At 71.0% G+C, this 25,206-nt stretch carries 24 protein-coding genes; 10 read left to right on the top strand and 14 right to left on the bottom strand.

The window, feature by feature from the left end; genetic code table 11:
- Nucleotides 1–2: 2 nt before the first annotated feature.
- Genes FHT26_RS28280 through FHT26_RS28265 form a run of 4 tightly spaced genes read left to right on the top strand, consistent with a single transcriptional unit; the run spans nt 3 to nt 3,214 of the window.
- On the top strand, nt 3–1,607 hold the full coding sequence (locus tag FHT26_RS28280) for a GspE/PulE family protein (protein WP_168563416.1): 1,605 nt from the start codon (nt 3–5) through the stop codon (nt 1,605–1,607).
- Nucleotides 1,588–2,289, top strand: coding sequence for a hypothetical protein (locus FHT26_RS28275; protein ID WP_168563415.1), 702 nt, complete (start codon nt 1,588–1,590; stop codon nt 2,287–2,289). Before FHT26_RS28280 ends, FHT26_RS28275 begins: the two co-directional genes overlap by 20 nt.
- Nucleotides 2,286–2,822, top strand: a complete 537-nt coding sequence (locus FHT26_RS28270; RefSeq protein WP_168563414.1) for a hypothetical protein — start codon at nt 2,286–2,288, stop codon at nt 2,820–2,822. The genes FHT26_RS28275 and FHT26_RS28270 overlap by 4 nt, the downstream gene beginning before the upstream one ends.
- Before the next feature lie 20 nt (nt 2,823–2,842).
- Nucleotides 2,843–3,214, top strand: a complete 372-nt coding sequence (locus tag FHT26_RS28265; RefSeq protein ID WP_168563413.1) for a hypothetical protein — start codon at nt 2,843–2,845, stop codon at nt 3,212–3,214.
- Nucleotides 3,215–3,233: 19 nt separating this feature from the next.
- Here FHT26_RS28265 and FHT26_RS28260 read toward each other — a convergent pair whose 3' ends face one another.
- The 12 genes from FHT26_RS28260 to FHT26_RS28205 all read right to left on the bottom strand — a co-directional run bounded on the left by FHT26_RS28260 (nt 3,234) and on the right by FHT26_RS28205 (nt 16,759).
- Complete coding sequence (locus FHT26_RS28260; protein WP_168563412.1) at nt 3,234–5,354, bottom strand: TonB-dependent receptor family protein; 2,121 nt, start codon at nt 5,352–5,354, stop codon at nt 3,234–3,236.
- A gap of 125 nt (nt 5,355–5,479) precedes the next feature.
- Nucleotides 5,480–6,646: a serine/threonine-protein kinase gene (locus FHT26_RS28255; RefSeq protein ID WP_168563411.1), complete on the bottom strand. Its 1,167-nt coding sequence runs from the start codon at nt 6,644–6,646 to the stop codon at nt 5,480–5,482.
- Between the two features lie 3 nt (nt 6,647–6,649).
- Nucleotides 6,650–7,573 carry a PEGA domain-containing protein gene (locus tag FHT26_RS28250; protein WP_056810548.1) on the bottom strand — a complete coding sequence of 308 codons (924 nt, stop codon included), beginning with the start codon at nt 7,571–7,573 and terminating at the stop codon, nt 6,650–6,652.
- Nucleotides 7,574–7,698: 125 nt separating this feature from the next.
- On the bottom strand, nt 7,699–8,427 hold the full coding sequence (gene phnF, locus FHT26_RS28245) for a phosphonate metabolism transcriptional regulator PhnF (RefSeq protein WP_168563410.1): 729 nt from the start codon (nt 8,425–8,427) through the stop codon (nt 7,699–7,701).
- A complete protein-coding gene (locus FHT26_RS28240; RefSeq protein WP_168563409.1) occupies nt 8,424–9,518 on the bottom strand; it encodes a TIGR03364 family FAD-dependent oxidoreductase in 1,095 nt (364 codons plus the stop codon). Before FHT26_RS28240 ends, phnF begins: the two co-directional genes overlap by 4 nt.
- Nucleotides 9,515–10,375, bottom strand: coding sequence for a phosphonoacetaldehyde hydrolase (gene phnX, locus FHT26_RS28235; protein ID WP_168563408.1), 861 nt, complete (start codon nt 10,373–10,375; stop codon nt 9,515–9,517). The genes FHT26_RS28240 and phnX overlap by 4 nt, the downstream gene beginning before the upstream one ends.
- A 2-nt stretch (nt 10,376–10,377) precedes the next feature.
- On the bottom strand, nt 10,378–11,496 hold the full coding sequence (locus FHT26_RS28230) for a 2-aminoethylphosphonate--pyruvate transaminase (protein WP_490362821.1): 1,119 nt from the start codon (nt 11,494–11,496) through the stop codon (nt 10,378–10,380).
- A 26-nt stretch (nt 11,497–11,522) separates the two neighbouring features.
- On the bottom strand, nt 11,523–13,211 hold the full coding sequence (locus tag FHT26_RS28225; RefSeq protein WP_349238237.1) for a putative 2-aminoethylphosphonate ABC transporter permease subunit: 1,689 nt from the start codon (nt 13,209–13,211) through the stop codon (nt 11,523–11,525).
- Nucleotides 13,208–14,362 (bottom strand): putative 2-aminoethylphosphonate ABC transporter ATP-binding protein, encoded by a 1,155-nt coding sequence (locus tag FHT26_RS28220; protein WP_168563406.1) that lies wholly within the window; start codon nt 14,360–14,362, stop codon nt 13,208–13,210. The genes FHT26_RS28225 and FHT26_RS28220 overlap by 4 nt, the downstream gene beginning before the upstream one ends.
- Nucleotides 14,359–14,910: a phosphonate degradation HD-domain oxygenase gene (locus tag FHT26_RS28215; protein WP_168563405.1), complete on the bottom strand. Its 552-nt coding sequence runs from the start codon at nt 14,908–14,910 to the stop codon at nt 14,359–14,361. The genes FHT26_RS28220 and FHT26_RS28215 overlap by 4 nt, the downstream gene beginning before the upstream one ends.
- Before the next feature lie 13 nt (nt 14,911–14,923).
- Complete coding sequence (locus FHT26_RS28210) at nt 14,924–15,946, bottom strand: putative 2-aminoethylphosphonate ABC transporter substrate-binding protein (protein ID WP_168563404.1); 1,023 nt, start codon at nt 15,944–15,946, stop codon at nt 14,924–14,926.
- Nucleotides 15,947–16,021: 75 nt separating this feature from the next.
- Nucleotides 16,022–16,759, bottom strand: a complete 738-nt coding sequence (locus FHT26_RS28205; protein ID WP_168563403.1) for a 5'-methylthioadenosine/adenosylhomocysteine nucleosidase — start codon at nt 16,757–16,759, stop codon at nt 16,022–16,024.
- A gap of 97 nt (nt 16,760–16,856) precedes the next feature.
- Here FHT26_RS28205 and FHT26_RS28200 point away from each other — a divergent pair, with 97 nt between their 5' ends.
- Nucleotides 16,857–17,612, top strand: coding sequence for a DUF1161 domain-containing protein (locus tag FHT26_RS28200; protein WP_168563402.1), 756 nt, complete (start codon nt 16,857–16,859; stop codon nt 17,610–17,612).
- 19 nt (nt 17,613–17,631) lie between these two features.
- Here FHT26_RS28200 and FHT26_RS28195 read toward each other — a convergent pair whose 3' ends face one another.
- Nucleotides 17,632–18,708, bottom strand: a complete 1,077-nt coding sequence (locus tag FHT26_RS28195; RefSeq protein WP_168563401.1) for an alkene reductase — start codon at nt 18,706–18,708, stop codon at nt 17,632–17,634.
- Nucleotides 18,709–18,891: 183 nt separating this feature from the next.
- Complete coding sequence (locus FHT26_RS28190; protein ID WP_168563400.1) at nt 18,892–20,007, bottom strand: protein kinase family protein; 1,116 nt, start codon at nt 20,005–20,007, stop codon at nt 18,892–18,894.
- 61 nt (nt 20,008–20,068) lie between these two features.
- Here FHT26_RS28190 and FHT26_RS28185 point away from each other — a divergent pair, with 61 nt between their 5' ends.
- The 5 genes from FHT26_RS28185 to FHT26_RS28165 all read left to right on the top strand — a co-directional run.
- Nucleotides 20,069–21,103 (top strand): LacI family DNA-binding transcriptional regulator, encoded by a 1,035-nt coding sequence (locus FHT26_RS28185; protein ID WP_168563399.1) that lies wholly within the window; start codon nt 20,069–20,071, stop codon nt 21,101–21,103.
- 343 nt (nt 21,104–21,446) lie between these two features.
- Nucleotides 21,447–21,899 (top strand): hypothetical protein, encoded by a 453-nt coding sequence (locus tag FHT26_RS28180; RefSeq protein ID WP_168563398.1) that lies wholly within the window; start codon nt 21,447–21,449, stop codon nt 21,897–21,899.
- 17 nt (nt 21,900–21,916) lie between these two features.
- Complete coding sequence (locus FHT26_RS28175) at nt 21,917–22,207, top strand: hypothetical protein (RefSeq protein ID WP_168563397.1); 291 nt, start codon at nt 21,917–21,919, stop codon at nt 22,205–22,207.
- A gap of 220 nt (nt 22,208–22,427) precedes the next feature.
- Nucleotides 22,428–24,134 (top strand): alpha-glucosidase, encoded by a 1,707-nt coding sequence (locus FHT26_RS28170; protein WP_168563396.1) that lies wholly within the window; start codon nt 22,428–22,430, stop codon nt 24,132–24,134.
- An 18-nt stretch (nt 24,135–24,152) separates the two neighbouring features.
- Nucleotides 24,153–25,206: ABC transporter ATP-binding protein (locus tag FHT26_RS28165; protein WP_168563395.1), on the top strand; the 1,054-nt coding region annotated here is incomplete at its 3' end.

The following is a 25,206-nucleotide window of genomic DNA, read 5'->3' as shown; positions in this document are numbered from 1 at the left end:
TCATGAGCGAACCCTTGTCCGCCACCATCGCCGCGGCGCGCCGGCAGCACAAGGCCGGTGCCGGCAGCGTGCTCGACGTGCTGCTGCGGGCCGCGCCGGCCGGCGACCTGGGCCGCCGGCTGCGCGAGGAGGCCGGTGTCGAGGTCGTGACGCGGGCCGAGCAAGCCACCGCCGACTGGTCGGTGCTGACGATGGAGATGGCCACGCAGGCCCGTTGCGTGGTGGTGGGCGCATCGGTCGACGGCGCGGTGCAGCGCTGGCTGGCGATGGAGGATCCGTGGGACGACGCGAAGCTGCGCCGCATCTGCGTCCGCATCGGCGAGCCGCTGCAGCCGGCGGCGGCCAGCGGCGAGGCGATCCGCTCCTGGCTCGGCGAGTCGCCGGGGCAGGGCCAGGCCGCCGTGCGCGATGAAGCGAGCAAGCCGACCGCCGTGGCCGACGGCCCGATCGTCGGCTTCGTCGACGGCGCGATCCGCGCCGGCTTCCAGGTCGGCGCCAGCGACATCCACTTCGAATGCGACCGCGCCGGCGTCACGGTGAAGCACCGGCTCGACGGCGTGATGGTGCGCTTCGCCCGGCTCGACGGTGCGGTGCAGGCCGAAGAAGTCATCTCGCGCATCAAGGTGCTGGCGCAGCTCGACATCACCGAGCGCCGGCTGCCGCAGGACGGCCGCTTCCGCATCGACATCCAGGGCGGCCGCGTCGACCTGCGCGTGTCGATCATGCCCAGCGTGTTCGGCGAAGACGCGGTGCTGCGGCTGCTCGACAAGGCGCAGCTGCGCTCCACCGACGCGTCGGTGACGCTCGACCTGCTGGGCTTCGACGAGAGCGGCGCGGCGCTGATCCGCGAGCTGTCGATGGCGCCCAGCGGCATGATGCTGGTCACCGGCCCGACCGGCAGCGGCAAGACGACGACCGTGTATGCCGCGCTGTCGGAGATCAACACCGGCCTCGAGAAGATCATCACGATCGAGGACCCGGTCGAGTACGAACTGGCCGGCGTGCTGCAGATCCCGGTGAACGAGCGCAAGGGGCTGACCTTCGCGAAGGGGCTGCGCTCGATCCTGCGGCACGACCCGGACCGCATCCTGGTCGGTGAGATCCGCGATGCCGAGACGGCCGAGATCGCGGTGCAGTCGGCGCTGACCGGCCACTCGGTCTTCACGACGGTGCATGCGAACAGCCTGACCGACATCATCGGCCGCTTCCGCCACTTCGGGCTCGACATGTTCGGCTTCATGTCGTCGCTGAACGGCGTGGTGGTGCAGCGGCTGATGCGCAAGCTGTGCGCCGACTGCGGGGCCTCGCGCCCGGCCACCGAGCGCGAGGCGCGCTGGCTCGGCGTGGCGCCCGACACCGAGGTGCCGGCGGCGGTGGGCTGCGCCGCGTGCCACGGTTCGGGCTACCGCGGCCGCTTCGTGATCTCGGAGGTGCATGTGATCGACGACGCGTTCCGCGACCACGTCACCGAGGGTTCGCCGCTGTCGGTGCTGAAGGGCCATGCCTATGCGGGCGGCACGCTGACGCTGGACCAGCAATCGGTGCGACGCGTGAAGCGCCGCGAGACCACGATCGAGGAGGTGCGGCGTGTCGTCGGTGCGATCTGAAGGCGCGCAGGCTTATCTCGGCCGGCGCTGTGTGGCGTGGCAGCTCGGGGACCGGCCGTGGCAATGGCAGCAGGTCGACGGGATCGAAGCCGGTGTGGAGGCCGTCGCGGTGGCGCTGAAGGCCGATGCGGCGGTACGCAAGCCGACGCTGGCCCTGTGGCTGGCCGGCAGCCTCGCGCGGCCCTTCATCGTGCCGCCGGCGCCCGGTTTGCGTCGCTGGACCGAAGCCCGGAGGCTGGCCGAGGCGCTGGCGCCAGACGAGACCGGCCTGGCCGGGCCGTGCGAGGTATGGCTGGATGCCGCGCCACCAGGTCACACGGTGCTGGGCGTCGCGCTCGAGACTGCGACGCGCGACACCATCGAGCGCGTGCTGGCAGTGCACGGTGTGCGGTCGACCTCGATGCGGCCGTGGTGGACGACGGTGGTCGCGCGGGCGCTGGACAAGCAGGCGGCGGTGTCGCGCATCGTCGTCGCGGAACCGGAGAGCCTGGTGGTGCTGGCTGGTCGTGATGCGGTGTTCGGCGCCGCGGCCACCTGCGCGCCGCTGCCATCGCCGGAGCGTGCGGTGGCCTGGCTGCAGCGCACGGTATTGAGCCTGGGCATCGCCGATGGCGAGGGCGTGCGGGTGGATTTGTCGTCGGGCGCAAGCTTGGCGGACGCCGTGATGGAGACGTGGGCATGAAGCGGATCGAGGTCGACTTCGTCCGGCGCCGGCCGCCGGGACCGGCGCACTGGGGGCTGGCGGTGCTGCTGCTGGTCGTCGCACTCGCGCTGGTGGCGTGGGGCGGGGTGCTGAGGGTGGATGCAGCCGACCTGCGCTCGCAGATCCGGGCGTCGAACGAGCGCGCCGATGCCCGCGTGCAGCAGGCCTCGCGCCGTGCCGAGCCGCCGGCCCAGCCGCCGCCGGCGTACGCCGCCGATGCGAATGCGGCACTGCGGCTGCAGCGCATGCCGCTCGACGCGGCGCTGGCCTCGCTCGAAGCGGTCGGCACGGTCGGCGTGCTGCCGGTGTCGGTGGACATCAACGCCGCCGATGCGATGGTGCGTGTGCAGGTCGAGTTCTCGACCTACGAGGCGCTGCTGAAGTACCTGGAAGACCTCAATGCCGGCGAGCCGAGCGAGCGCTGGAGCCTGGCGACGGCGCAAGGGACGGCGCAGGGAGCGAGTGGGCGACCGATCGCGTTGATCGTGTCGCGATGGAGGACTTCAGAGTGAATCAACAAGGAAGAAATGCAATGCTGAAGAAACTGGGAATGCGAAACCTGCTGTCGTGTGCGCTGCTGTTCGGCGCCACGAATGCCATGGCGACAAGCATCGTCAAAGGCCAGGTCGAATTCATCCGAACCCATGACGCCATGGCGCACCCGATGTGGGCGCCGCCTCGGTTCTGGTTCACGCTGAAGGGTGTCACTCAGGCGGGTACGTGCCCGAAGTGGGTGTCGGGCACGGTCATGTTCGTCGCCAACGACAAGCAGGCCTTGATCACCGTGATGACCGCGCAGGCGACAGGACAGGAAATTGCCGTTGCCTTCGATGACACGGTACTCACGAACGCAAACTGTACGGTGCAGTACCTGACGATCGGCAATCCGGCTCCGGTCAATTGATTCCGAACCGCGATGGCCGTCAGAACTGGTAGCGCCCCGAGAACCCCGCCATCCAGTTGCGCCCCGGCGCCGGCTCGAAATAGCGCGCATTGCCCTCATTGACGATCACCGACCCCGCATAGGTGCGATCGAAGACGTTGTCGACGCGTGCGAAGCTGCTGAATTGCCAGTCGCCGAGCGGCATCACATGCCCGACGCTCGCGCCGACCGTCGCCTGGCCCGACGCCGCATCCGAGTTCAGGTCGTTGACGAACACCTTGCTCAGCGCGCGCACGTCGACGCTCGCGCGCCAGCCCTGCGGCGGCGCCCACGCCAGGCTTGCCTGCAGGCTGCTGCGGGCGATGCCCGGGATGCGCCGGCCCGACAGGATCTCGACGTTCGGCGCAGCACACGGCGTCGCGGTGCAGGTCATGAACGCATCGCGGTAGCGCGCGTCGAGCCAAGTCGCCGCGGCCTGTGCCTTCCACGGTTCGGGCAGCGCCGCGACGGCGCTGAGCTCCAGCCCGGTGCGCCGCGTGCTGCCGGCGTTCTGGAAGGTCGAGCGGCCGCCGGTGTTGGTCAGCGTGACGATCTCGTCCGACGTGCGGGTCTGGAACACCGCCGCATTGAATTCGCCGAGGCCGTCGACGCGACTCTTCACGCCCAGCTCCAGGCTGCGGCTCGTTGCCGGCTGCAACGCGAAGTTCAACCCCGTCGCGCCGTTCGGCCGGTAGCCCAGCTCGTTCAGCGTCGGCGTCTCGAAGCCCTTGCCGAGCGTCGCGTACAGGTGCAGCGACGGGCTCGCCGCCCACAGCACGCCCAGCATCGGCAGCGTCGCGCTGTAGTCGGCGCGGCCGCTGTCGTCGGGGTTGGCGCCGACGATGTAGTTGTCGTGCGATTCGAAACGCACGCGGCTGTGCCGCACCCCGGCATTCACCGTCCAGTCGGTGACCGGTTGCCACGAGGCCTGCACGTAGGGATCGAGGTTGCTCGCGAAGTTGGTCTCGTCGCGCCGCAAGCTGCCGCGCTCGCCGCGCTGCGGCGTGGCGGGGGTGCCGGTGAAATTGAGGTAGCCCTGGCGCAGTTCGCGCAGCCGGTCGTAGGCCACGCCGCCGATCAGCGTCAGCGGCTGGTCTGCCAGGCGCGTCTTCGTGGTCCAGCGCCAGTCGGTGCCGCTGTAGTCGCGCCGCAGGTCGATCACGCCGCCGGGGTGCAGCGCATTGGCTTGCGTCGCGACCGGGATCGACTGGAACTGCTCGGTGCGGCGATGCCCGCCGTAGACCATCACGCGCAGCGCATGGTCCGCCGAGACCCGCCGGTCGAGCACGATGCCGGCCTGCGTCTGCGAGACCGTCTTGCGCGTGTCGAAATCGGTCGTGGCCGCATCGGCGCTGCGCGGGTTCGCATCGAACGCGGCCCGCGTCAAGCCGAGCGGATCCTGCGCGAACGGCAGCGCGACGCTGTTCAGCACCACGCTCCAGCGCGTGTCCTCGTCCGCCCGCCACACCAGCTTCGCGTTGCCGATGTCGCGCCGCGCGGCACTGTGCTCGCGGTAGCCATCGGTCTCGAAATGGCTCGCGCTCAACAGGTAGCTCAGGCGGCCTTCAGAACCCGCCAGCTTGCTGCTGGTGCGCAGCGCGCCGTCGCTGCCGCCGGCCATGCCGAAGCTCAGCGTCGGCCGGCCTTCGCCCTCTTCGGTGAAGACCTGCAGCACGCCGCCCGACGAGTTGCCGTACAGCGCCGAGAACGGCCCGCGCAGCACCTCGATGCGCTCGACCGAGTTCAGGTCGGCGTTGCTGATCTGGCCCTGCCCGTCGGGCAGCGTCGCCGGGATGCCGTCGACATACAGCCGCACGCCGCGGATCCCGAAGGTCGACCGGGCACCGAAGCCACGCACCGAGATCTGCACGTCCTGTGCGTAGTTCTGGCGGTCGCGCGCCTGCAGGCCGGGCACGCCGGCGAGGCCGTCAGACAGGTTGACCTGCAGCCGGCTGTCGCGCAGCCGGTCGCCGTCGACCACGTCGATCGATGCGGGGATGTCGAAGCGCGGCGTCTCGGTGCGGGTGGCCGTCACGGTGACGGTGGGCAGCACCTGCTGCGCGAGCGCCGGGGAGGCGAGGGCTGCCAACGCCAACGCATGGAAGGGAATCCGATGATTCATGCGCGCAGGGTTGGCAAATGGTGTGCCGACGCTGCGCCGGGCCGAGCGCCGGGCCGCCCCAAGCCGGCCCGGATCCCCCCGGGGGATCGATTGATGTACCCATCAACCGAGGGGTCGTCCATCCTTCAGCCGAACACGATGGCCAGGCTGGTGAACAGCGCGGCCGCCAGCGTTGCCGCCAGCAGCCACGGTCCCCTGCGCCAGCGCTTGCGCGGCGGCGGCGGTGGCGCGAGCGGGTCGTCGCCCATCAGCAGTCGCAGCGCCGCGCTCGAATCGAAGCGCCGCGACACCGACAGCAGTGCCATGTCGGGCGCGAACGACGCGCGGGTCATCGACTGCGTCGTCGCGAAGCTCTGCGCGAGCGGCGTGAACGAGGTCATCGACACGCCCGCGCTCAGCGGTGCGTCGGCATCGGCCTCGTCGTCCGCCGCGCCGGCCAGCCCGCTGCGCGCGGCCAGCAGGTCGGCGGCCAGCGCCTCGGCGGTCTGGTAGCGGTCGGCCGGCTGCTTGGCCAGCGTCTTCGCGACGATCAGGTCGAGCACCACCGGCACGTCCGGGTTCAGCCGGCTCGGGATCGCCGGCTCGGCATGGCCGATCGCATACATCAGCTGGTTCACGTCGGCGCCGTTGAACGGCGTCGTGCCGGTCAGCATCTCGTGCAGCACGACGCCGAGCGAGAAGATGTCGGCCCGGTGGTCGATGTCGTTGCCGGCGATCTGCTCGGGCGACATGTACTTCGGCGAGCCGAGGATGGTGCCGGTCTGCGTGATCACGTCCGACGTGGGGATGCGCGCGATGCCGAAATCCATCAGCTTCGCGTGCCGCCCGTGCACCAGCATGATGTTGGCCGGCTTGATGTCGCGGTGCACCACGCCCTTCGCATGCGCGACGCCGGCGCCCAGCGCCACCTGGCGCACGATGTCGACCGCCATCGCGAGCGACACCCGGCTGCTGGCGAGCCGGTCGCGCAGCTCGACGCCTTCGAGCAGCTCCATCGCCAGGTAGGCCCAGTCGCCGTCGCGGCCGACGTCGTACACCGTCACCAGGTTCGGGTGGTTCAGTCCGCCGGCGGCACGGGCTTCCTGCTGGAAGCGCACCGCATGCTCGGCCGCGGCGTCCTCGCCCATGTACAGCGTCTTCAGCGCGACCGGGCGGCCCAGCTGCTCATCGTGGGCTCGGTACACCACGCCCATCGCGCCGCGGCCGAGCTCCGACTGGATGCGGTAGCGGCCCAGCTGCGTCGGGATGCGCGGGTCGACGTGGGTGTGGATGATGGTGTCCGGAGAATTCATGGCTCAATTTCCGAGCCGGCGGCGCAAGTCCTGCCAGAACCCCGACTTGCCCTGCTTGCCGGGCTTGGCCGGTTTTGCGGCGGCGACGAAGCGGTGCTGGATCGTGATGCGTTCGCCCGGCGCTACCTGAACCTCGGTACTGTACGGCGGGAAGCCGACCGCGGTCAGCTCCAGCGTGTGCGGGCCGCTCGCGAGCTCGATCTGCGCCAGCGGCGGCGTGCGGCCCTTGTGCTCGCCGTCGACCGACACCTCGGCCGGCGGCTTCACGTCGAACACGATCGTCGCACCCTGGGTGGCTTCGCGCCATTCGTCCAGCCCGTAGCGCACCGCGATGCCGCCGCCGATCAGCAGCGCGCTGCCGATGATGCCGCCCAGCAGCAGGCGGCGCTGGTACTGCAGGCTCGCCTGCGGGTTGATCGCGAACAGCTCGTGCGTGCGCACCTGGTCGTCGATCGAGGTGCCGGCCAGCTCGAGCCGGCGCGCGGCGCCCGGCGAGTTGACGTCGAGCGCATCGCGGAAGCTGCGGGTGGCCAGCATGCGGCCGGGCTTCGCGAAGGTGGCGATGGCCGCCGCGGTGCTCAGGCCGTCGCCCATCAGCGCCGGCCCGCCCTGAGCGTCGCTCACCAGCTTGACGGCGCCGTGGTTCAGCCCGACCACGCAGCGCCGGCTGCGGCTCTTGCGCGCGAGGCGCTGCGCGACATCGAAGGCCACCAGCGGATCGGCGGTGATCACGATCGCGATGCCGTCGCGGGCGTCCAGCACGATGCGCTCGCTGGCTGGAACCGCGTCCAGCGCCGCGGCGGCCCGCGCTTCCAGCCGGGCCTTCAGCGTCGCCTGCTCGGCCACCGGCGCGCTGCCGAACTCCCGGATGCGGGCGAACACGACGCTCGCAGGCTTCGCGGTCGGGACTCGGTTCTCTTCGGGCATCGGGGAGGCGCGTGGGGCGGATGGGGAAACGCGATTGGAAACGCATTTGAGCCTACCACCGCGCACAGTCCGGTGGCGGGATGCAACCGGTTGTGCCATACGTCACGCCGATGGCTGCGACGGCCTCAGGGCTCGGCGACGACCTGCACCAGCGCGCTGTTGAACCGCGAGATGCCGTACTCGATCGGCCGGCCCGCCGCGTCGACGTAGACGCTCTCGACATACAGGATCGGCGTCGCCGGCGCCTGTTTCAACTGGCGCGCGACCGCCCGCTCCGGCAGCTTCGCGGTGACCCGGCCGAGGCGCCGCTCGAAGCTGTCGACCCCCAGCTGCGCAAGCGCCAAGTGGGTCTTGCCGAGCTCGCGGTAGACCTGCGCGATGCCGGCGAAGCGCGGCAGCGGGAAGTACTGCGTGCAGACGCCGACCACATTGTCGTCGACGACGTCGAGCGAATCGACCTGCACCACGCGGCTGCCGGCCGGCAGCTCCAGCAGCGCCAGCACCTCGGCGTCGGGCACGCGCTCGGCGTCATGCGTCAGCCGGCTGCTGCCGACCCGGCGCGCCTTCGCGAGGCTGTGGGCGAAGCGGCTGCGCCGGCCGAGCGCGTAGTCGATCGCCTCCTCGCGCACGAAGGTGCCGCGGCCGTGCAGCACCTCGACCAGTCCACGCTCGGCCAGCGCCTTCACCGCTTGGCGCACCGTGTGGCGGTTGACGCCGAAGCGGCCGGCCAATTCCAATTCGTTGGCGAGCCGGCCGGTCACCCGTCCGCCGAGAATGTCGTCGGCCAGTGCCTTCTCGATCTGCAGCCAGATCGACACGCCCTGATGGCGCGACAGCGGCAGCGCGGCGCTCATGACCCGATCACCTGTTCCGCCAGCGCCGGCGCGATGCTCATGCCGACGCCCGCGGTGATCGCGACCGCCTGCACGCCCGGCGCCGGCTGCAGCCACTCGAACGGCCGTGGGCCGCTCGCGTACACGCCCTGCCAGCGTTGCAGCACGCGCAGCGGGTGGCCGAGCAGGTCGCTCGCGAGCGCCAGCAACAGCGCGTCGACACGCTCGTCGTGGAACGGGTCGACGCTGCCGCCGTATCGGTGCGAATCGCCGACCACCAGCTCGCCGCGCTCGCCCAGCTGCTGGACGATCAGGTGGATGCCATGCTCGATCAGCGCCGGCGTGTCTTGCTGCACCTTGAGCCGCAACGCATCCAGGCCGTCGAGGCTGGCGAACGACGGGTAGTGCAGGCATGACAGCCCGGTCAGCAGCGTCGGCCCGTAGCGCGGCCCCGGGTTCGCGAGCCGCAGCATCTGCAGCGCGCAGCGTTGCAGGCCGAGCGGCGCGAAGGCGGCGGGGAACAGCGTCTGGAAATCCGACCCGCTGCAGACGATGGCACGGTCGGCCGCGAAGCGGCCGTGGCTGGTGTCGAGGTGCGGCAATGCGATCGCGTGGACCTGCGTTCCGTAGCGGAACTCGACACGGTGTTGTACTGCCAGCCAGTGCGCCAGCGCCGGGATCGCGTCGCGCGCCTCGAACGCGATCTCGCCCGGGCTCCACAGCCCGCCGATGCCGTTCAGCTGCGCGTCCGCGAGTTGCGCCGCCGTCCGCAATTGCGTCGCATGCTCGCTGCCGTGCACGGCGTGGAAGGCCTGCAGCAGCGCCCATTCCTCCGCGTTGCGGGCGACGGTCAGGCTGCCCTCGGCCTGGTGCCAGGCGCCGATCGCCGGCAGCAATTCCAGCCACAGCGCCCGGCTGCGCCGCGCCAGGTCGAACATCTCGCCGGGCGGCTGTCCGACGAGCAGCCCGAGCCCGAAGTTGCGCACCGACGCACCGACGGCCCGCGCATCGCGTTCGAACACCGTCACCTGCCAGCCGCGCCGCACGGCGGCCCAGGCGTGCGCCAGCCCGACGACGCCCGCGCCGACGATCGCCAGACGCCCCGCGCTCACGGCCGCTCGCCGCGCGCGAGCCGCGCCTCGATCTGGTCGAGCACCGCCGGCAGTTCGGCCACGCTGTCGATCACGACATGCGCGCCGGCCCGCGCCAGCGTCATCGCCGCCCGGCGCCGGTGCGCCTGCACCGCATCGGGCGCCAGCGCCTGCAGTTCCGGCAGCGTCAGCCCGGTCTCGTTGCCCGACAGCGCGAGCCCGACCGTCCACATGCCGGCCGCGAGGCCTTCCTCGATGCCGGGGACGGTGTCGTCGACCTTCACGCAGGCGGCCAGTTCGCCGACGCCGAGCTCGATCACGTTGGCCAGTGCCATCCACGGCCCGGGCCGGCCGCCCGGCTTCAGGTCGTCGGTCGCGACCGCATGGTCCAGCCGCAGCCCCTGCGCGGCGGCATGCGGCAGCAGCCGGTCCATCACGACGCGCGGGTAGCCGGAGCACGAGCCGAGCTTCAGGCCGCGGGCGCGCAGGCCGTCGACCACTTCCCGCGCGCCGGGGATCAGCGTCGAATACTGCGCGACGCGCTCCACCTGCAGCGGCATGAACGCGGCGTACAGCGCATCGACGTCGTCGCGGCCCATCGGGCGGTCGAAGCGCGCCTGCCAGCGGGCCGCGACGCCGGGCTGCCGGCCGAGCGCCTGGATGTGGTCCCACTTCGCGAGGCCCATCGGCACGCGGGCCTCGGCCAGCGTGATCGCTATGCCGAAGCCGGCGAAGGCGTCGATCAGCACCTGGGTCGGCGCGAACGAGCCGTGGTCGACCAGCGTGCCGGCCCAGTCGAAGACGACGGCCTGCAGCGGGCCCTGGTAGTGGCGGGTGTGGCGGTACGGGGCGCAGTGGTGTGGGTCAGGGCGGTGCATGGTCAGTCGGTCGGAAGTTGCAGGCCCATCTCGTCGAGCGCATGGCCGATCGCGTCGACCGCCTGCCCGATCTCGGCGCGGCCGATGGCGCCGATGCAGCCGACGCGGAAGGTCTCGACCGCCGTCAGCTTGCCGGGGTACAGCACGACGCCGCGCGCTTTCACGCGCTGGTAGAAGTCGGCGAAGGTCCAGTGCGGCCCGGGCGGCGCGTGCATCGTGACGATGATCGGCGCCTGGATCGCGGCCGGCAGGAAGCTGCGCAGCCCAAGCCGTGCCAGCCCGGCCAGCAGCGCGTCGCAGTTGTCGCGGTAGCGGGCCAGGCGCGCCGGCTGGCCGCCCTCGGCATCGAACTGGTCGAGCGCCGCGGCCAGCGCGGCCAGCACATGCGTCGGCGGCGTGTAGCGCCACTGACCGGTCTTCTGCAGGTAGCGCCACTGGTCGTGCAGGTCGAGCGACAGCGAATGCGCACGCCCCTCGGCCTGGGCCAGCGCGCTCTCGCGGGCGAGCACGTAGGCCATGCCGGGCACGCCCTCCAGGCACTTGTTGCTGCTGGCGATCACCGCATCGAAGCGCAGCGTGCGGGCCGACAGCGGCAGCGCGCCGAAGCCGCTCATCGCGTCGATCACCAGGCGCCGGCCGGCCCGCTCGACCACGTCGGCGACCGCCGGCAGCGGGTTCAGGATGCCGGTGCTGGTCTCGCACTGGATCACGCCGACGTGGGTGATCGCCGCATCGGCGGCGAGCGCGTCGGCCACGCGGGCCGGGTCGATCGCGGCCGTCTCGCCGAAGTCCAGCACCTGCACCGCGCGGCCCATCACCGCGGTCAGCCGGGCCATGCGCTGCCCGTAGGCCCCGTTCGCCAGCACCAGCAGCCTGCCGTCGCGCGGCAGCAGCGTGCCGATTGCGGCCTCGACGGCAAAGGTGCCGGAGCCCTGCAGCGGCACGCAGACGAAATCGTCGCCCCCGTCGCCACTGTCAATCAACGCGAGCAGCCGGCGGCACACATCGGCCGTCAGCGCGTTGAAGCGGGCGTCCCACGAGCCCCAGTCGGTCAACATCGCCATCTTGGTGGCCAGGCTGGTGGTCAGCGGGCCGGGGGTCAGCAGCAAGGGTTCACGCATCATCGGACATCAGGGTTGGAAGTGCATCAGGCGCGCCAGGCCTGCGAGCGCCGCCCGAACCAGGCGGCCAGTGCGTTGACGAGCAGCGTCGCGGCGAGCGAGCTGGCGACGATCAGCGTCGCCATCGCGGCGGCGGCCGCGGTGTCGCCGGCATCGTCCATGCCCAGCACCGCGATCGACGCCAGCGTGGTGTCGGGCGTGTACAGGAACACCACCGCGCTGACCGTCGTCATGCTGGAGACGAACAGGTAGCGCGCGACGTCGAGCAGCGCCGGCAGGCTGATCGGCAGCGTCACGCGCAGGCAGGCGGTCCACCACGGCCGCTTCAGGCTGCGCGCGACCGCCTCGATCTCGCCATCGATCTGGCGCAGCGCGGTCACCATCGTCAGGTGAGCCGTCGTGTAGAAGTGCATGACACCGGCCGCGACCAGGATCGCGAGGCTGCCGTACAGCGGGTGCAGCGGGTTGCCCGGCGGGTTGAAGAAGAAGATGTAGCCGAGGCCCAGCACCAGGCCCGGAACCGCCATCGGCAGCAGCACCAGCGCGCGGATCAGCGCGGCGGGTGCGCGCGGCGCCGGCGTCTTCAGCGTCAGGTAGGCGGTCGTGAAGACCAGCAGCGTGCCAGCGAGCGCGGTCAGCGTGGCCACCGCGAGGCTGTTGCGGAACGCGTCCCAGCCGCCGCCATCGACATGGTCGAAGTCGAAGTGGGCGAGCGTCGGCGCGAGCTTGTACGGCCACAGCTGGATCAGCGACGCGGCGATCGCGGTGCCCAACAGCGCCAGCAGGAACAGCGACACCGCCGCGCACACCGCGCCGAGCGCACCGTCGCGCAGGCGGTTGCGGCCCGGCCGGTAGGCGACCGAGCGGCCGCTCATCGACGCGCCGTGGCGGCGCGCGAGCCGTCGCTCGACCGCGAAGCTCAGCAGCGCCGGCAGCAGCAGGACCAGCCCGATCACCGCGCCCTTGTTGAAGTCCTGCTGGCCGATCACCTGCTTGTAGGCTTCGAGCGCGAGCACCTGGGTCTGGCCGCCGATCACCTTCGGCACGCCGAAATCGGTGACCACCAGCGTGAACACCACCATGCCGGCCGACGCCAGGCCGTAGCGCGCGTTCGGCAGCGTGATCGTCAGAAAGCGCCGCAGCCTGGTGGCGCCCAGCGATTCGGCCGCTTCGTACAGCCGCGCGTCGGCCACCGCGAGCGCGGTCGCCAGCACCAGCAGCGCATGCGGGAAGGTGTAGAAGACCTCGCCCATCACGATGCCGACCGGGCCGTAGATCGACGCGCCGAACAGCCACGACTTCAGCAGCCCCTGGTTGCCGAACAGGTAGACCAGCGAGATCGCCGGCATCAGCGACGGCGCGAGCAGCGGGCTCAGCGCGACCAGCCGCCACGCCGGCCGGCCCCACAGCCGCGAGCGCGTCAGCGCGAACGCGAAGGCCAGCGCGAGCGGCAGCACGATCGCGGTGGTGGCGAGCGCGATCAGCACGCTGTTCGTCAACGCGCTGCGCAGCCGCGCCTCGCCGAGCAGTGCGCGCAAAGGCGCCAGGCCGGTGAAGCTGCCGTCCGGCGCCTGCACCGCCTTCACGAGGATCGCGGCCAGCGGTGCGGCCAGGAACAGCAGCAGCACGCCGGCCAGCAGCCACACCAGCGCGGCGGCGGCATGCTCGTCGGCGCTGCGCTGCAGGCGCGGCCCGGTCCAGGGCAGGGCGATCACGGTGCCGGGGTCTCGGATGAACGCTCGAACGAACTCTCGAACAGGCGCAGCCGCTCGGCCCGCAAGGTCACCGGCACGCGCTGGCCGGGCACCAGCGCGTCGAAGCCGGCATCGTTCGGACCGACGTCGGCCAAGATCTCGATCTCGCGTGCGGCGCACAGCGACAGGCTGGCGCGCCGCAGCCCGCCCATGAAGTCGACCCGGTCGACGCTGGCCATCAGCGTGTTCGCACCGGGCACCCAGTGCGGCTGCACGCGCACGTCTTCCGGCCGGCAGAACAGCGTCGCGGCGGACAGGCCTGGTGCGATCGTGTCGTCGCAGGCGATGCGCACGCCGCCGAGCTGGAACAGGCCCTGCGCATCGCGCTGCACCGGCAGCCAGTTGGCGCGGCCGACGAAATCGGCGACGAAGCGGCTGGCCGGCTGGCGGTAGACCTGCTCGGGCGTGCCGACCTGCTCGATGCGGCCCTGGTGCATCACCGCGATGGTGTCGGCGAGCGTCAGCGCTTCTTCCTGGTCGTGCGTGACCATCACGGTGGTGATGCCGAGCTTGCGCTGCAGGCTGCGCAGTTCGCGGCGCAGGTGCTCGCGCACCTGGGCGTCGAGCGCCGACAGCGGTTCGTCGAGCAGCAGCAGGCTGGGCGAGGTGGCGAGCGCGCGGGCCAGCGCGACGCGCTGCTGCTGCCCGCCCGACAACTGCGCCGGGTAGCGCGCCGCGACGCCGGCCAGCCCGACCAGGTCGAGCAGCTCCTGCACGCGGCGCGCGCGGGCCGCGCGGTCGGTGCGGAGGCCATAGCCGATGTTGGCCGCGACGTCGAGGTTCGGGAACAGCGCGTACGACTGGAACACGATGCCGTAGTGGCGCGCGGCCGGCGGCAAGCGGCCGATGTCGCGTCCGTCGAGCCACAGCGTGCCGGCGTCCTGCGCTTCGAGGCCGGCCAGGATGCGCAGCAGCGTCGTCTTGCCGCAGCCCGACGGGCCGAGCAGGCAGACGAACTCGCCGCGGCGCACCGCGAGGTCGATCTGCCGCAGCACGGTGAAGGAGCCGAAGCGCTTGCCGATGCCGTCCACGCGCAGCCAGCCGGCCTCGGCGGGCGCCGCGGCCGGCGCATCGACCAGCGCCGGCCCGACGTGGAAGGCCTGCGGCTTCATGCGCGAACCCGCAGCAGTGCCGCGACGCGCGGCAGGAAATGCGAGATCGGCGGCGTCGCCAGCCCGACCACCTTGGCGGCGTCGTCATGGCGGCGCAGCCGGATCGCGCGTTCCGCCTGGCGGTGGCTTTCGAAGGCGGCGACCTGCCGCGGGTTCATCGTGCCGCCCTGCAGCGCCAGGCTGTGGCGCGACGCGTCGGACAGCGCATCCTCGTAGTCCGGGTCCACCGCGCACAGGTAGCGCTTGGCCTCCACATGCAGCCCGATCGGCTCGACCACGTCGGCCGGCAGCCACGGCCGCAGGAACGGCAGCACGCGGTGCTGGTGCAGGTCGTCGATGCCGCGCGCCAGCGCGTCGTCGCGCTGCGCACTCAGCAGGTGGCCGAGGTCGTGCAGCAGGCAGGCGACGACGAGCGCATCGTCGTCGCCCTGCTGCTCGGCGGCCCAGGCGCACTGCAGCGCATGCTCGGCCTGGCTGATGGCCTCGCCGCCATACAGCGACGAGCCTTCGCGGGCGAACAGCGATTCGATCGCGGCGGGGGTCAGCACGACCGGGCCCGGCTCACTTCTTCGGTTCGGACTTGCCGTCGTAGCGGCGCGTCCATTCGGCGAGGATGCGCTCGCGGTTCGCGGCCGACCACTTCAGGTCCTGCTGGATCAGCAGCTGCTCGTAGTTGGCCGGGATCAGCGGGTTCGGCTTCGCGACGCCGGGGTAGGCGACGATCGCGAAGTTCTTCTCGTACAGCTCGTTGGCGCCCTTCGACGCCGACCAGTCGGCCAGCCGGCGCGCGGCCTCGAGGTTCTTCGTGCCCAGCATCAGCGCGGTGGCCTCGACGTCCCAGCCCAGGCCGTCCTTCGGGAACACCAGGTCGATCGGCGCGCCTTCTTCCTTCAGCTTCGCGGCGCGGTATTCGAACGCGATGCCGATCGGGAACTCGCCGGCCGCGGCCTGCTTGCACGGTTTGGAGCCGGAGTGGGTGTACTGCGCGATGTTGTCGTGCAGCCGGTCCATGTAGGCCCAGCCGTCCTTCTCGCCGTACATCTTCAGCCAGGCCGTCACGTCGAAATAGCCGGTGCCGCTGGAGGCCGGATTGGGCATCACGACCTTGCCGCGGTACTCCGGCTTCAGCAGGTCCTTCCAGGTCTCGGGCTTCTTCAGTCCGATCTTCGCGGCCTCGACGGTGTTGAAGCAGATCGCGGCGCCCCACACGTCCATGCCGACCCAGCTCGGCACCTTGGCATCGTCGACGTACACCTTGCTCAGCTTGTCGACGCCCTTCGGCGCATAGGGCTGCAGCATGCCTTCCTTCTCCAGCACCAGCAGCGAGCTGGCGGCGACGCCCATCACCACATCGGCCTGCGGCGCGGCCTTCTCGGCCAGCAGCCGGGCGGTGATGATGCCGGTGGAGTCGCGCACCCACTTGATCTTGACGCCGGGGGTCTCGGCTTCGAACTGCGCCTGGTAGGCCTTGATCTGGTCGGCCTCGAGCGCGGTGTAGACGGTCAGCGTGGTGTCGGCATGGGCCAGGCCTGCGGCGAGCAGGGCCAGCGCGGCCAGCGGGTGGGCGAAGCGGCGAGCGTGCATGGGAACTCCGGGGTGGACAACGCAGCCCACTGTAGGAATCGCCCGTGACGTCGTCGTGACGTCTAGATGACTGGATCAGTTTTCCGTCAGCGCGGACAGGATCGCGACGGTGCAGCGGCTCGCGACGTCGTCGATGAAGCGCTGGAAGTCGACGTGCGCGCTGTCGTCGGCGCGGTCCGAGATGCAGCGCAGCACCGCGAACGGCACGCCGAAGTCGCGGCAGGCCTGGGCCACCGCGGCGCCTTCCATCTCGACCGCGAGCGCGGCCGGGAAGGCCTGCTGGAGTGCCGCCGCCTCGGACGCGCTGGCGACGAAGCGGTCGCCGCTGAGGACCAGGCCGGTGCGCAGTTGCGGATCGACGACGCCGAATGCCGCGAGGTGATCGAGGTGCAGCCCGGCCAGCGCCGACGCCGCGGCCGCCCTCAGCGCGGCCGACAACCCGGCATCGGCGTCGAAGCGGGCCTGGCCGTACAGCGGCACCTCGTAGCGCGGGAACAGCGGCGAGGCATCCATGTCGTGCTGCACCAGCCCGTCGGCGACGACGATGTCGCCGACGCGCGCCGGCCCGAGCCCGCCGGCCACGCCGGTGAAGACGATGCGGTCGACCTCGAAGCCGCCGGCCAGCAGCAGCGTCGCGGTGGTGGCTGCCGCCACTTTGCCGATGCCCGACAGCACCAGCACCACGTCGTGCGCGCCGAGCCGGCCGAGCCAGAACTCGCGGCCGGCGCGCCGCTGGCAATGGGCGTCGGACAAGCGATGCTGCAAGCCGTGCAGCTCCTGCGCCATGGCGCTGACAATCGCGATTCGTGACATGTTGTGATGATGCCTGCACAGCCCGGGCACACTACGCACCGAACATGGCGTACCCTGCGTCGCCATGCGCTCACTGGGCAGAGCAGTACAACCACTCATGAGCTTGGCACACGAATTGACGTCTTCATCCTCCACCGGCGGCCGATGCCGTCTCGTTGCGCGGCGCCTGCTGGCGCCCTGGCTGTGCGCCGCCGGCCTCGGCGGGGCGACGGCGGCGCTGGCCCAGTCGCCGGCCTGCGACCAGTTCAAGGACACGGTCGCCACGCGCATTCCGGCCGACGCGCTCGGCACGCTGGAAACAGTGCCGGCCTCGACGCCGCTGCCGCCGGGCGCCAAGGTGGTCGGCACCTGCGACGGCGGGGCCTTCAAGATCCTGCATTACCGGCGCGGGGTGACGCCGCCGGTGGCGGGCGCCGCCAGCGCGGCCACGGCAGCCAGTGCGGTGAGCGCCGCACCGCGGGTGGCAGTGCGGGCTTCCGCGCCGGCTGCGTCGACCCCGTCGCCGTCCAGGGCCGAGCCGGCGAAGCCGCCGGAGCCGGTGAAGCCGGTCGCCGTGAAGCCCGTGCCGGTGAAGCCGCCGGAGCCCGCGGCCAGCCCGGTGGCGATGCCCCCGGCCGTCGCGCCTGCGGTGCCGGCGGTCGCCGACACCCGCGACGAACCGCTGATGCGCGATCCGCCCCCGCTGCCGCCGGAAGGCCCCGGCCTCATCGCGACCACGACCGATGCGCTGGTCGAGCACTGGCCCTGGACCCTGGCCGCCCTCCTGCTGCCGCTGCTGGCCTGGGCGTGGTCCTGGTTCTCGCACCGGCAGGTCTACGACGCGGCCGGCCTGCCGCGCGGCCCGAAGCTCTGAAGCGCCGGGCCGGCGGTTGTCAGCTCAGCTGCGCCGGGTAGTCGGTGTAGCCCTTGGATCCCGGCGTGTAGAAGGTCGAGAAGTCCGGCGCGGTCAGCGCCACGTCCTTCTTCATGCGCTCGACCAGGTCCGGGTTCGAGATGAACGGCCTGCCGTAGGCGATCAGGTCGGCCTGTCCGGCCTGCAGGGCCTTCTCGCCGGTCGTGCGGTCGAAGCCGCCGGCCAGGATGAACGGGCCCTTGAAGGCCTCGCGCAGCGCGGCCTTGGTGGCGGCCGGCACCGGCGGCGCGCCCATCGCCGAATGGTCGAGCTCGTGCACGTACAGCAGGCCGATCGCCGACAGCTCCTTCACCAGCGCGATGTACTGTTCGTCGACGCCGTCGAACGGGCCGGTCGCGTTGAACACGCCGTGCGGCGACACCCGGATGCCGACCTTGCCGGCACCGATGCGGTTCGCCACCGCGCGCACCACCTCGAGCGCGAAGCGGTTGCGGCCGGCCGCGCTGCCGCCGTAGCCGTCGGTGCGCTGGTTGACGTTGCCGTTCAGGAACTGCTCGATCAGGTAGCCGTTCGCGCCGTGCAGCTCGACGCCGTCGAAGCCGGCCTCGATCGCGAGCTGGGCCGAGGCCGCGAACTCTGCGACCGCGTGGTCGATGTCGGCCTGCGTCATCGCGCGCGGCGCGCTGTGCGGCTGCATGCCCTTCGCATCGGTGTGGATCTCGCCGGGTAGCACGGTGGCGGTCGGGCTGATCACTTCAGCGCCGGCCGGCATGTTGATGAGGTTGCCGACCCGGCCGGTGTGCATCAGCTGGATCACGATCTTGCCGCCCTTGGCATGCACCGCATCGGTCACCAGCTTCCAGCCGGCGGCGTGGGCGGCGTTGTAGAGGCCCGGCGTGCGGACGTAGCCCAGGCCGTTCGGCGACGGCGAGGTGCCTTCGGTGATGATCAGCCCGGCGCCGGCGCGCTGCGCGTAGTAGTCGGCCATCAGCGCGTTCGGCGTGTTGGCCTCGATCGCGCGGTTGCGGGTCATCGGCGACATCACGACGCGGTTGCGCAGCGTCAGCGAACGGAGGGTGGTCGGGTCGAAAAGCATGGGGCTGTCCTTGGAGATCTGGCTGAACTGATCCGGAATTTGTCCGGAAAGGTCGGGCATCGTAGGACCGACGCCATCCGACTGTCGGCAGTTGTCAGGAGGCCTTTTCCAGATCGGGCCATTCGCGCGGCCGATGCATGTCCCTGCCATCTGGAGTAGACGGCGGGGCACGGCTGCCGGGAATCAGGCGTGGGTGGTGCGGGGCAGCTGGTACGCCACCGCCTGCCGCCGGCGCTGCTCGTAGAGCGCGATCAGGCCGGGCCGGTCGAGGGCGGCTTCCGCGGCCGGCCACACGCGTTGTGCCGCCAGCGCCGCGTGGTGCAGCCGCAGCGCGTCCAGCAGCCAGTCGGCGCGTGCCAGCGTCGTCGGCGTGCAGGTCTGGCCCGCCAGGTCGTCGGCCAGGTCGGTCGCATGCGAGCGCCAGGCTTCGCGCAGGTACAGGTCGGACAAGCTGCCGGCGAGCGCGGCGCGCCAGCCGGCGCAGATCCCGTCCAGCCACTGCAGCACCGTCGCCGTCGCGCCGTCGGCGGCCAGCAGGCTGCGCAGGCGCTGGTACGCCTCCAGCGCGATCGACTTTTCGAGGCGGAACGCGCGCAGCGCGGCGTCGGCCCCGTGCTCGAGTTCCAGCCGCAGCAGCCCGCCGAACACATGGCGCGATTCGATGCGCTCGGCCAGGTGGTGCTGCGGCGCGCTCAGCCCGGTGCCGGCGCTGTTGAAGTGCCGCCGCGGGTCGAAGCGATACAGGTAGCCGTAGTCGAACAGCCAGACCTGCCGCGCGTCCCGCAGCACGTTGCCCGGGCAGAAATCCCATTCGAAGAAGCCGGCGCGCAGCAGCGCCAGGCCGGTGTCGAACAGCTGGCGCAGGCTGGTCTCGTCCCAGTCGCTCACCGGTGCGCCGGCGATCCACGGCGACACGATCAGGCCCTGCTTCAGCGACGCGTAGACGGTCGGGCTCAGGCCGGCGCGCTGCAATGAGGGCAGCGCGGCCATCTCGGCGCGGCGCTGCACCTCGTTGAGGAACGAGGTCTGGCCGTCGACGCCCTGCACCTTGCAGGCGGCGCGGGCGCGCTTGACGGCCCAGTCGCGGCCGCCGGCCTGCACGCGGAACACCTCGGCGGTCAGGCCGCTGTCGTGCACCTCGCGCACCGCGGGGTGGCGGGCGTCGAGGCGCATCAGCTCGTCGGGAGGCAGCGGGCACGTGGCGGCATCGCCGACCACGAGGTCGCGGCCGGAAGCGACCCAGTCGAGCTGATGCTGGCGTCGCAGGTGTTCGATGTCGATGGGCGGGTGGGTCGTCATGGCGGGCCGGATTCTGCCGGGTGCGACGCTATAGTCAACGCGCCCTGTTCCCCACGACCCGATGCCGAAACCTGTGCCCGAACGTTCGCGACTCACGCTGGCCGATGTGGCCGCGAGCCTGGGCGTGAGCCGCACCACGGTGTCGAACGCGTTCAACCGGCCGGCGCAGTTGTCGAAGGACCTGCGCGACTCCATCCTCGCCCGCTCGCGCGAGCTCGGCTACTACGGGCCCGACATGATGGCCCGCGCGCTGCGGCGGCGCGAGCTGCGCGAGGTCGCGGTGGTGTTCCACCACGACCTGCGCTATGCCTTCGGCGACGAGCTGAGCCTCGATTTCCTGCGCGGCGTCACTCGCCAGCTCGACCTGCGCGGGCTGAGCCTGCAGCTGATCCCGAAGCTCGGCCGCCAGCTGCTGCTGCAGGCGGCGTTCCAGACCACCGCCGACGCGCTGATCGTGCATGCCGAGATCGGCCCCGAGGTGGTGCCGCAGGTGCAGGCGGCGCACAAGCCGATCGTGCTGGTCGACACGCAGGTGCCGGGCACGCCGTCGGTCTGCCTCGACGACCGCCAGGGTGCGGCGCTGGCGATGGGCCATGCGTTGGCGGCGCGGCCCGATGCGGTGCTGGTGATCGCGTTTCCGCTCGAGGACGACGAGCGCTCGCGGGCGTTGGGTGCGAACCCGGACCGCAGCCCGTTCGTCACGTCGGAACGCTTGAGTGGCTATGCGCAGGCGGTGCGCGCGCACGGCTTCGACGAGCGGCGCGTGGTCTGGGCGCCGGTCGACGACAGCGAGCCCGAGGCCGCGGCGGCCCAGGCGGCGCAGGCGATGCGCGAGCGGCTCGCGCCGTTCCGCCGCATTGCATTGGTCGCGATGAGCGACCGCATGGCGCTCGCGGCGCGCAGCGTGGTGGTCGACTGGCCGGGTACCACACTGGTGGCCGCGGTCGGCTTCGACGACATCGCGGCCGCGCGTGCGGCCGGGCTGACGACGATCCGCCAGAACGCGATCGCGAAGGGCGAGACCGCGGTGCGCATCGTACTGGACGGCGACGACTCGGTGCTGCTGCCGCTGGAGCTGATCGTTCGGGACACGTAGCCGCCAGGCACAGGTTCGCGACGCATTGGAACCATCGATCGGCCGGCGCCGCTCACCGTCGTCGTCAACGAGGCGGGAGGGGTCGATGAATCGAGTGGGGCCGAGATCGCAGATCGTGCGCGGCAGTCATGCGCCGCAAGCCGAGACCTTGTCGGACTGGCTGAAGAGTCTGGACATGTCGAAGGTCCCACGCAAGGTCCGCCAGGAGATCGAACACCTCGGTCCCGCCGCGCACGTGCCGTCGAAAGCAGCGCAGATGGGGTCGCGAGCCTGGCCTTTCGCAATTGTGTGATGTCGGATGGTGCGCTGTGCGCTGTGCGCCGTGGCAGCCGGGCTTCCAGATATGCAGCACCTGCAAACCTTGCGCATCGAAGCGCACAGCGGAAGATGGTTGGATCAGCCGGGGCCCGGCATTGCTGCGCACGCGACATCGACGTCGCTCGTACTCCAGATCCTGGACATGGGCGCAGACAGGGCGTTGACTCTCGGCAAGGGTCTGCGAGGCAACCGCACGCTGACGACGCTGGAGGTCCACGTGGCGTCTCCCCGGGCGCTCACCTCCCTGCTGAAAGGGCTGGCGTTGACGGAAGGATCCGGCATCGGCGGAGGGCCGCTTCGGGTGGTCGGACAAGCGGGTGCACTGCCTCGTCCGGCCCGCATCGATCAGCGTTCCAACGGGACCTTGGACGGCCCGTTCTGCGATGCGTTGAGTGAATGCATTGAAACCCGCAAGGCGCTTGCAGGCATCCGCATTCGGCCCGGCGTGCAGGCACGTTCCGCCCCTGTCAGCAACTGATCCTCTCGGCAGACGGAGTGGTCAAGGTTGCGGGCAAGCTGTTGACGGGCCTGCCAAGCTGGGGCACCTTGCCCTCGGAGTCGAAGGCGAAGATCGAAGCCGATCTGTTCGGCAAACGCGTGCCGCGCGACCTGCGGCCCTTGCGCGGTTTGATGGGCCTCGACGCGCCCGACCTCGACGCCTTCGTGCAGTTCTGGCGCTTTCAACTGTCCGGAATCGAGCTTGGCAAGTCTGGTCGCCGGAGTCGGTCGAGGCGGCGAAGAGCCGGCGCGGAACCGGCCTTGGCCTGGCGATCGGCACCCTCGTGATGCTCTACCTGTTGTTCCGGATCGCTGATCAGCGGGCGGCGCACAGTCGAAATCCGGTTCAGCCGGCTGCGGTTTGAGTGAGGGTTTTGCCTGTTCAAAACAAGGGTAAACCCTCTCTTTCTCGATTCAGATCGCTCGCTACAGTAGCGCCCAACCTGCAGAAGTACCCGTATTTGTAGTCAAACTACAACGCTGATGCGGCCGTCCTGAATCGATCCGCATGACCGACCTCGCCACCGCACCGCGCCGCGCGCCCGCCGCAACTTCGTCTTCCAGCCACCGCCCGGCCGCCGACCCCGCCGCCTGGTGGCGCGGCGCCGTGATCTACCAGGTCTACCCGCGCAGCTTCGCCGACCACAACGGTGACGGCGTCGGCGACATCGCCGGCATCGTCGACCGCTTGCCGTACATCGCGAGCCTGGGCGTCGACGCGATCTGGGTCTCGCCGTTCTTCCGCTCGCCGATGAAGGACTTCGGCTACGACATCGCCGACTACCGCGACGTCGATCCGCTGTTCGGCACGCTGGCCGATTTCGACCGGCTGATCGCCCGCACCCACGAGCTCGGCCTGAAACTGATGATCGACCAGGTGCTGTCGCACACCTCCGACCAGCACGACTGGTTCCGCGAGAGCCGCGCGAGCCGCAGCAACCCGAAGGCCGACTGGTATGTGTGGGCCGACCCGCGGCCCGACGGCACGCCGCCGAACAACTGGCTCAGCGTGTTCGGCGGTTCGGCCTGGCAGTGGGATTCGCGCCGGCGCCAGTACTACCTGCACAACTTCCTCGCGAGCCAGCCCGACCTGAACTTCCACTGCCCCGAGGTGCAGGACCAGGTGCTGGCCGACATCCGCTTCTGGCTGGAGCGCGGCGTCGACGGCTTCCGCTTCGACGCCTGCATCTTCCACTTCCACGACCGGCTGCTGCGCGACAACCCGCCGGCCGAATCGCGCGACACGCGCAGCGTCGGCGAGAGCAACCCGTACGGCATGCAGCGCCACCTGCACGACAAGACGCAGCCGGAGAACCTCGCGTTCCTGCAGCGTGTGCGGCGGCTGCTCGACGAGCACGGTGCCGCCAGCGTCGGCGAGATCGGCGACGACGATTCGCTGAAGACGATGGCCGACTACACCCGCGGCGGCGACAAGCTGCACATGGCCTACAGCTTCAACCTGCTGACCTCCGAGCGCAGTGCCGCCTACATCCGCCAGCAGGTCGAGGACCTCGAGGCGCAGATGCACGACGGCTGGGCCAGCTGGTCGTTCGGCAACCACGACGTGCCGCGCGTGCTGACGCGCTGGGGCGGCCCGGGCGCCGACCTGGCGTACGCCAAGGTCGCGACCGCGATGCTGGTGAGCCTGCGTGGCAGCGTCTGCTGGTGGCAGGGCGACGAGCTCGGGCTGATCGAGGCCGAGATCCCGTTCGAGCAGGTGCAGGACCCATACGGCCTCGCGTTCTGGCCGGAGTTCAAGGGCCGCGACGGCTGCCGCACGCCGATGCCGTGGGTGCACTCGCAGCCGCATGCCGGCTTCAGCCAGGGACGCGCGGTGCAGCCGTGGCTGCCGGTGCCGGCCGAGCACGCGGCGCGCGCGGTCGACGTCAACGAGCGCGATGCCGCCTCGCCGCTGAACTTCATGCGCCGGCTGCTGGCCTGGCGGCGGCAGCAGCCGGCGATGGTCAGCGGCGACATCCGCTTCATCGATGCGCCGGAGCCGGTGCTGGCGTTCGTTCGCTCGCCGGAGGTGGGTGTCGAGGGGGCGTCGCTGCTGTGCGTGTTCAACCTCGGGAGCGAGCCGCTCAGCGTCGATCTCGAGGCGCCTGCCACCACGGTCGTCGCGGCGCAACTCGACGCGGCGCTGCAAGGCTCGCGCAGCGGGCGGCGTTTCACGCTGCCGGCGCACGGTTTGTACTTCGGCGAGCTTGTCTGATCTGATCGCACACGCAGCATGGCCCACCTGCAACTGAAGTCGCTGCGCAAGGCGTTCGACGACGTCGTCATCCTGCACGGCGTGGACCTGGAGATCCGCGACGGCGAGTTCCTGGTGTTCGTGGGCCCGTCGGGCTGCGGCAAGTCGACGCTGCTGCGCTGCATCGCGGGGCTGGAGGACATCACGTCGGGCGAACTGTACATCGGCGGCGAGCGGGTGAACGACGTGCCGCCCGCGAAGCGCGGCATCGCGATGGTGTTCCAGAGCTATGCGCTCTACCCCCACATGACGGTCGCCGAGAACATGGCGTTCGGGTTGCGGCTGGCGGGGTATTCGAAGGACGAGATGCGCGCGGCGGTGCAGCGCGCCGCGCAGGTGCTGCAGATCGAGCACCTGCTGGAGCGCAAGCCCAAGGCCTTGTCCGGCGGGCAGCGCCAGCGCGTGGCCATCGGCCGCGCGATCGTGCGCAAGCCGGGCGTGTTCCTGTTCGACGAGCCGCTGTCGAACCTGGACGCGGCGCTGCGGGTGCAGATGCGCGTGGAGCTGTCGCGGCTGCACCAGGAGCTGAAGACCACGATGGTCTACGTGACGCACGACCAGGTGGAGGCGATGACGCTGGCCCATCGCATCGTCGTGCTCAACGCGGGTCGCATCGAGCAGGTGGGCACGCCGATGGAGCTGTACCACCGGCCGGTGAACCGCTTCGTCGCCGGCTTCATCGGCTCGCCGAAGATGAACTTCATCGAAGGCAAGTTGCTGGGCGCGGACGACGGCCTGGCCCGCATCGCGCTGGCCGACGGCTCGGCCGCGACGGTGCAGGCCGACACCGCGTCGCTGGCCGCCGGTGCCAAGGTCACCGTGGGCCTGCGCCCGGAGCACGTCGACGCTGCCGGCACGCCCACACCGCAGGCGATGCGCGCGCACGTGCAACTGGCCGAGCACCTGGGCGACACCACCTACCTGCACGTGACCTTGACCGGCGCCACCGACGCGATGACGATCCGCACCGCGCCGGAGAACCCGCTGAAGACCGGCGACACCGCGTACCTGAGTTTCCCGCCGCAGCGCGGCT

Source organism: Rhizobacter sp. SG703 (genome assembly GCF_012275445.1).
Classification (GTDB): domain Bacteria; phylum Pseudomonadota; class Gammaproteobacteria; order Burkholderiales; family Burkholderiaceae_C; genus Rhizobacter.
The sequence above is the reverse complement of the archived record's forward strand: the minus strand, read 5'-3'. Positions and strand labels throughout refer to the sequence as shown.

Coding starts and splice junctions, on each gene's coding strand:
- FHT26_RS28220 (WP_168563406.1), bottom strand. CDS start 14,362: ATGAAGCCGCAGGCCTTCCACGTCGGGCCGGCGCTGGTCGATGCGCCG.
- FHT26_RS28200 (WP_168563402.1), top strand. CDS start 16,857: ATGAGCTTGGCACACGAATTGACGTCTTCATCCTCCACCGGCGGCCGA.
- FHT26_RS28170 (WP_168563396.1), top strand. CDS start 22,428: ATGACCGACCTCGCCACCGCACCGCGCCGCGCGCCCGCCGCAACTTCG.
- FHT26_RS28260 (WP_168563412.1), bottom strand. CDS start 5,354: ATGAATCATCGGATTCCCTTCCATGCGTTGGCGTTGGCAGCCCTCGCC.
- FHT26_RS28270 (WP_168563414.1), top strand. CDS start 2,286: ATGAAGCGGATCGAGGTCGACTTCGTCCGGCGCCGGCCGCCGGGACCG.
- FHT26_RS28180 (WP_168563398.1), top strand. CDS start 21,447: ATGCAGCACCTGCAAACCTTGCGCATCGAAGCGCACAGCGGAAGATGG.
- FHT26_RS28185 (WP_168563399.1), top strand. CDS start 20,069: ATGCCGAAACCTGTGCCCGAACGTTCGCGACTCACGCTGGCCGATGTG.
- FHT26_RS28205 (WP_168563403.1), bottom strand. CDS start 16,759: ATGTCACGAATCGCGATTGTCAGCGCCATGGCGCAGGAGCTGCACGGC.
- FHT26_RS28250 (WP_056810548.1), bottom strand. CDS start 7,573: ATGCCCGAAGAGAACCGAGTCCCGACCGCGAAGCCTGCGAGCGTCGTG.
- FHT26_RS28195 (WP_168563401.1), bottom strand. CDS start 18,708: ATGCTTTTCGACCCGACCACCCTCCGTTCGCTGACGCTGCGCAACCGC.
- phnX (WP_168563408.1), bottom strand. CDS start 10,375: ATGCACCGCCCTGACCCACACCACTGCGCCCCGTACCGCCACACCCGC.
- FHT26_RS28280 (WP_168563416.1), top strand. CDS start 3: ATGAGCGAACCCTTGTCCGCCACCATCGCCGCGGCGCGCCGGCAGCAC.
- FHT26_RS28230 (WP_490362821.1), bottom strand. CDS start 11,496: ATGCGTGAACCCTTGCTGCTGACCCCCGGCCCGCTGACCACCAGCCTG.
- FHT26_RS28255 (WP_168563411.1), bottom strand. CDS start 6,646: ATGAATTCTCCGGACACCATCATCCACACCCACGTCGACCCGCGCATC.
- FHT26_RS28265 (WP_168563413.1), top strand. CDS start 2,843: ATGCTGAAGAAACTGGGAATGCGAAACCTGCTGTCGTGTGCGCTGCTG.
- FHT26_RS28210 (WP_168563404.1), bottom strand. CDS start 15,946: ATGCACGCTCGCCGCTTCGCCCACCCGCTGGCCGCGCTGGCCCTGCTC.
- FHT26_RS28190 (WP_168563400.1), bottom strand. CDS start 20,007: ATGACGACCCACCCGCCCATCGACATCGAACACCTGCGACGCCAGCAT.
- phnF (WP_168563410.1), bottom strand. CDS start 8,427: ATGAGCGCCGCGCTGCCGCTGTCGCGCCATCAGGGCGTGTCGATCTGG.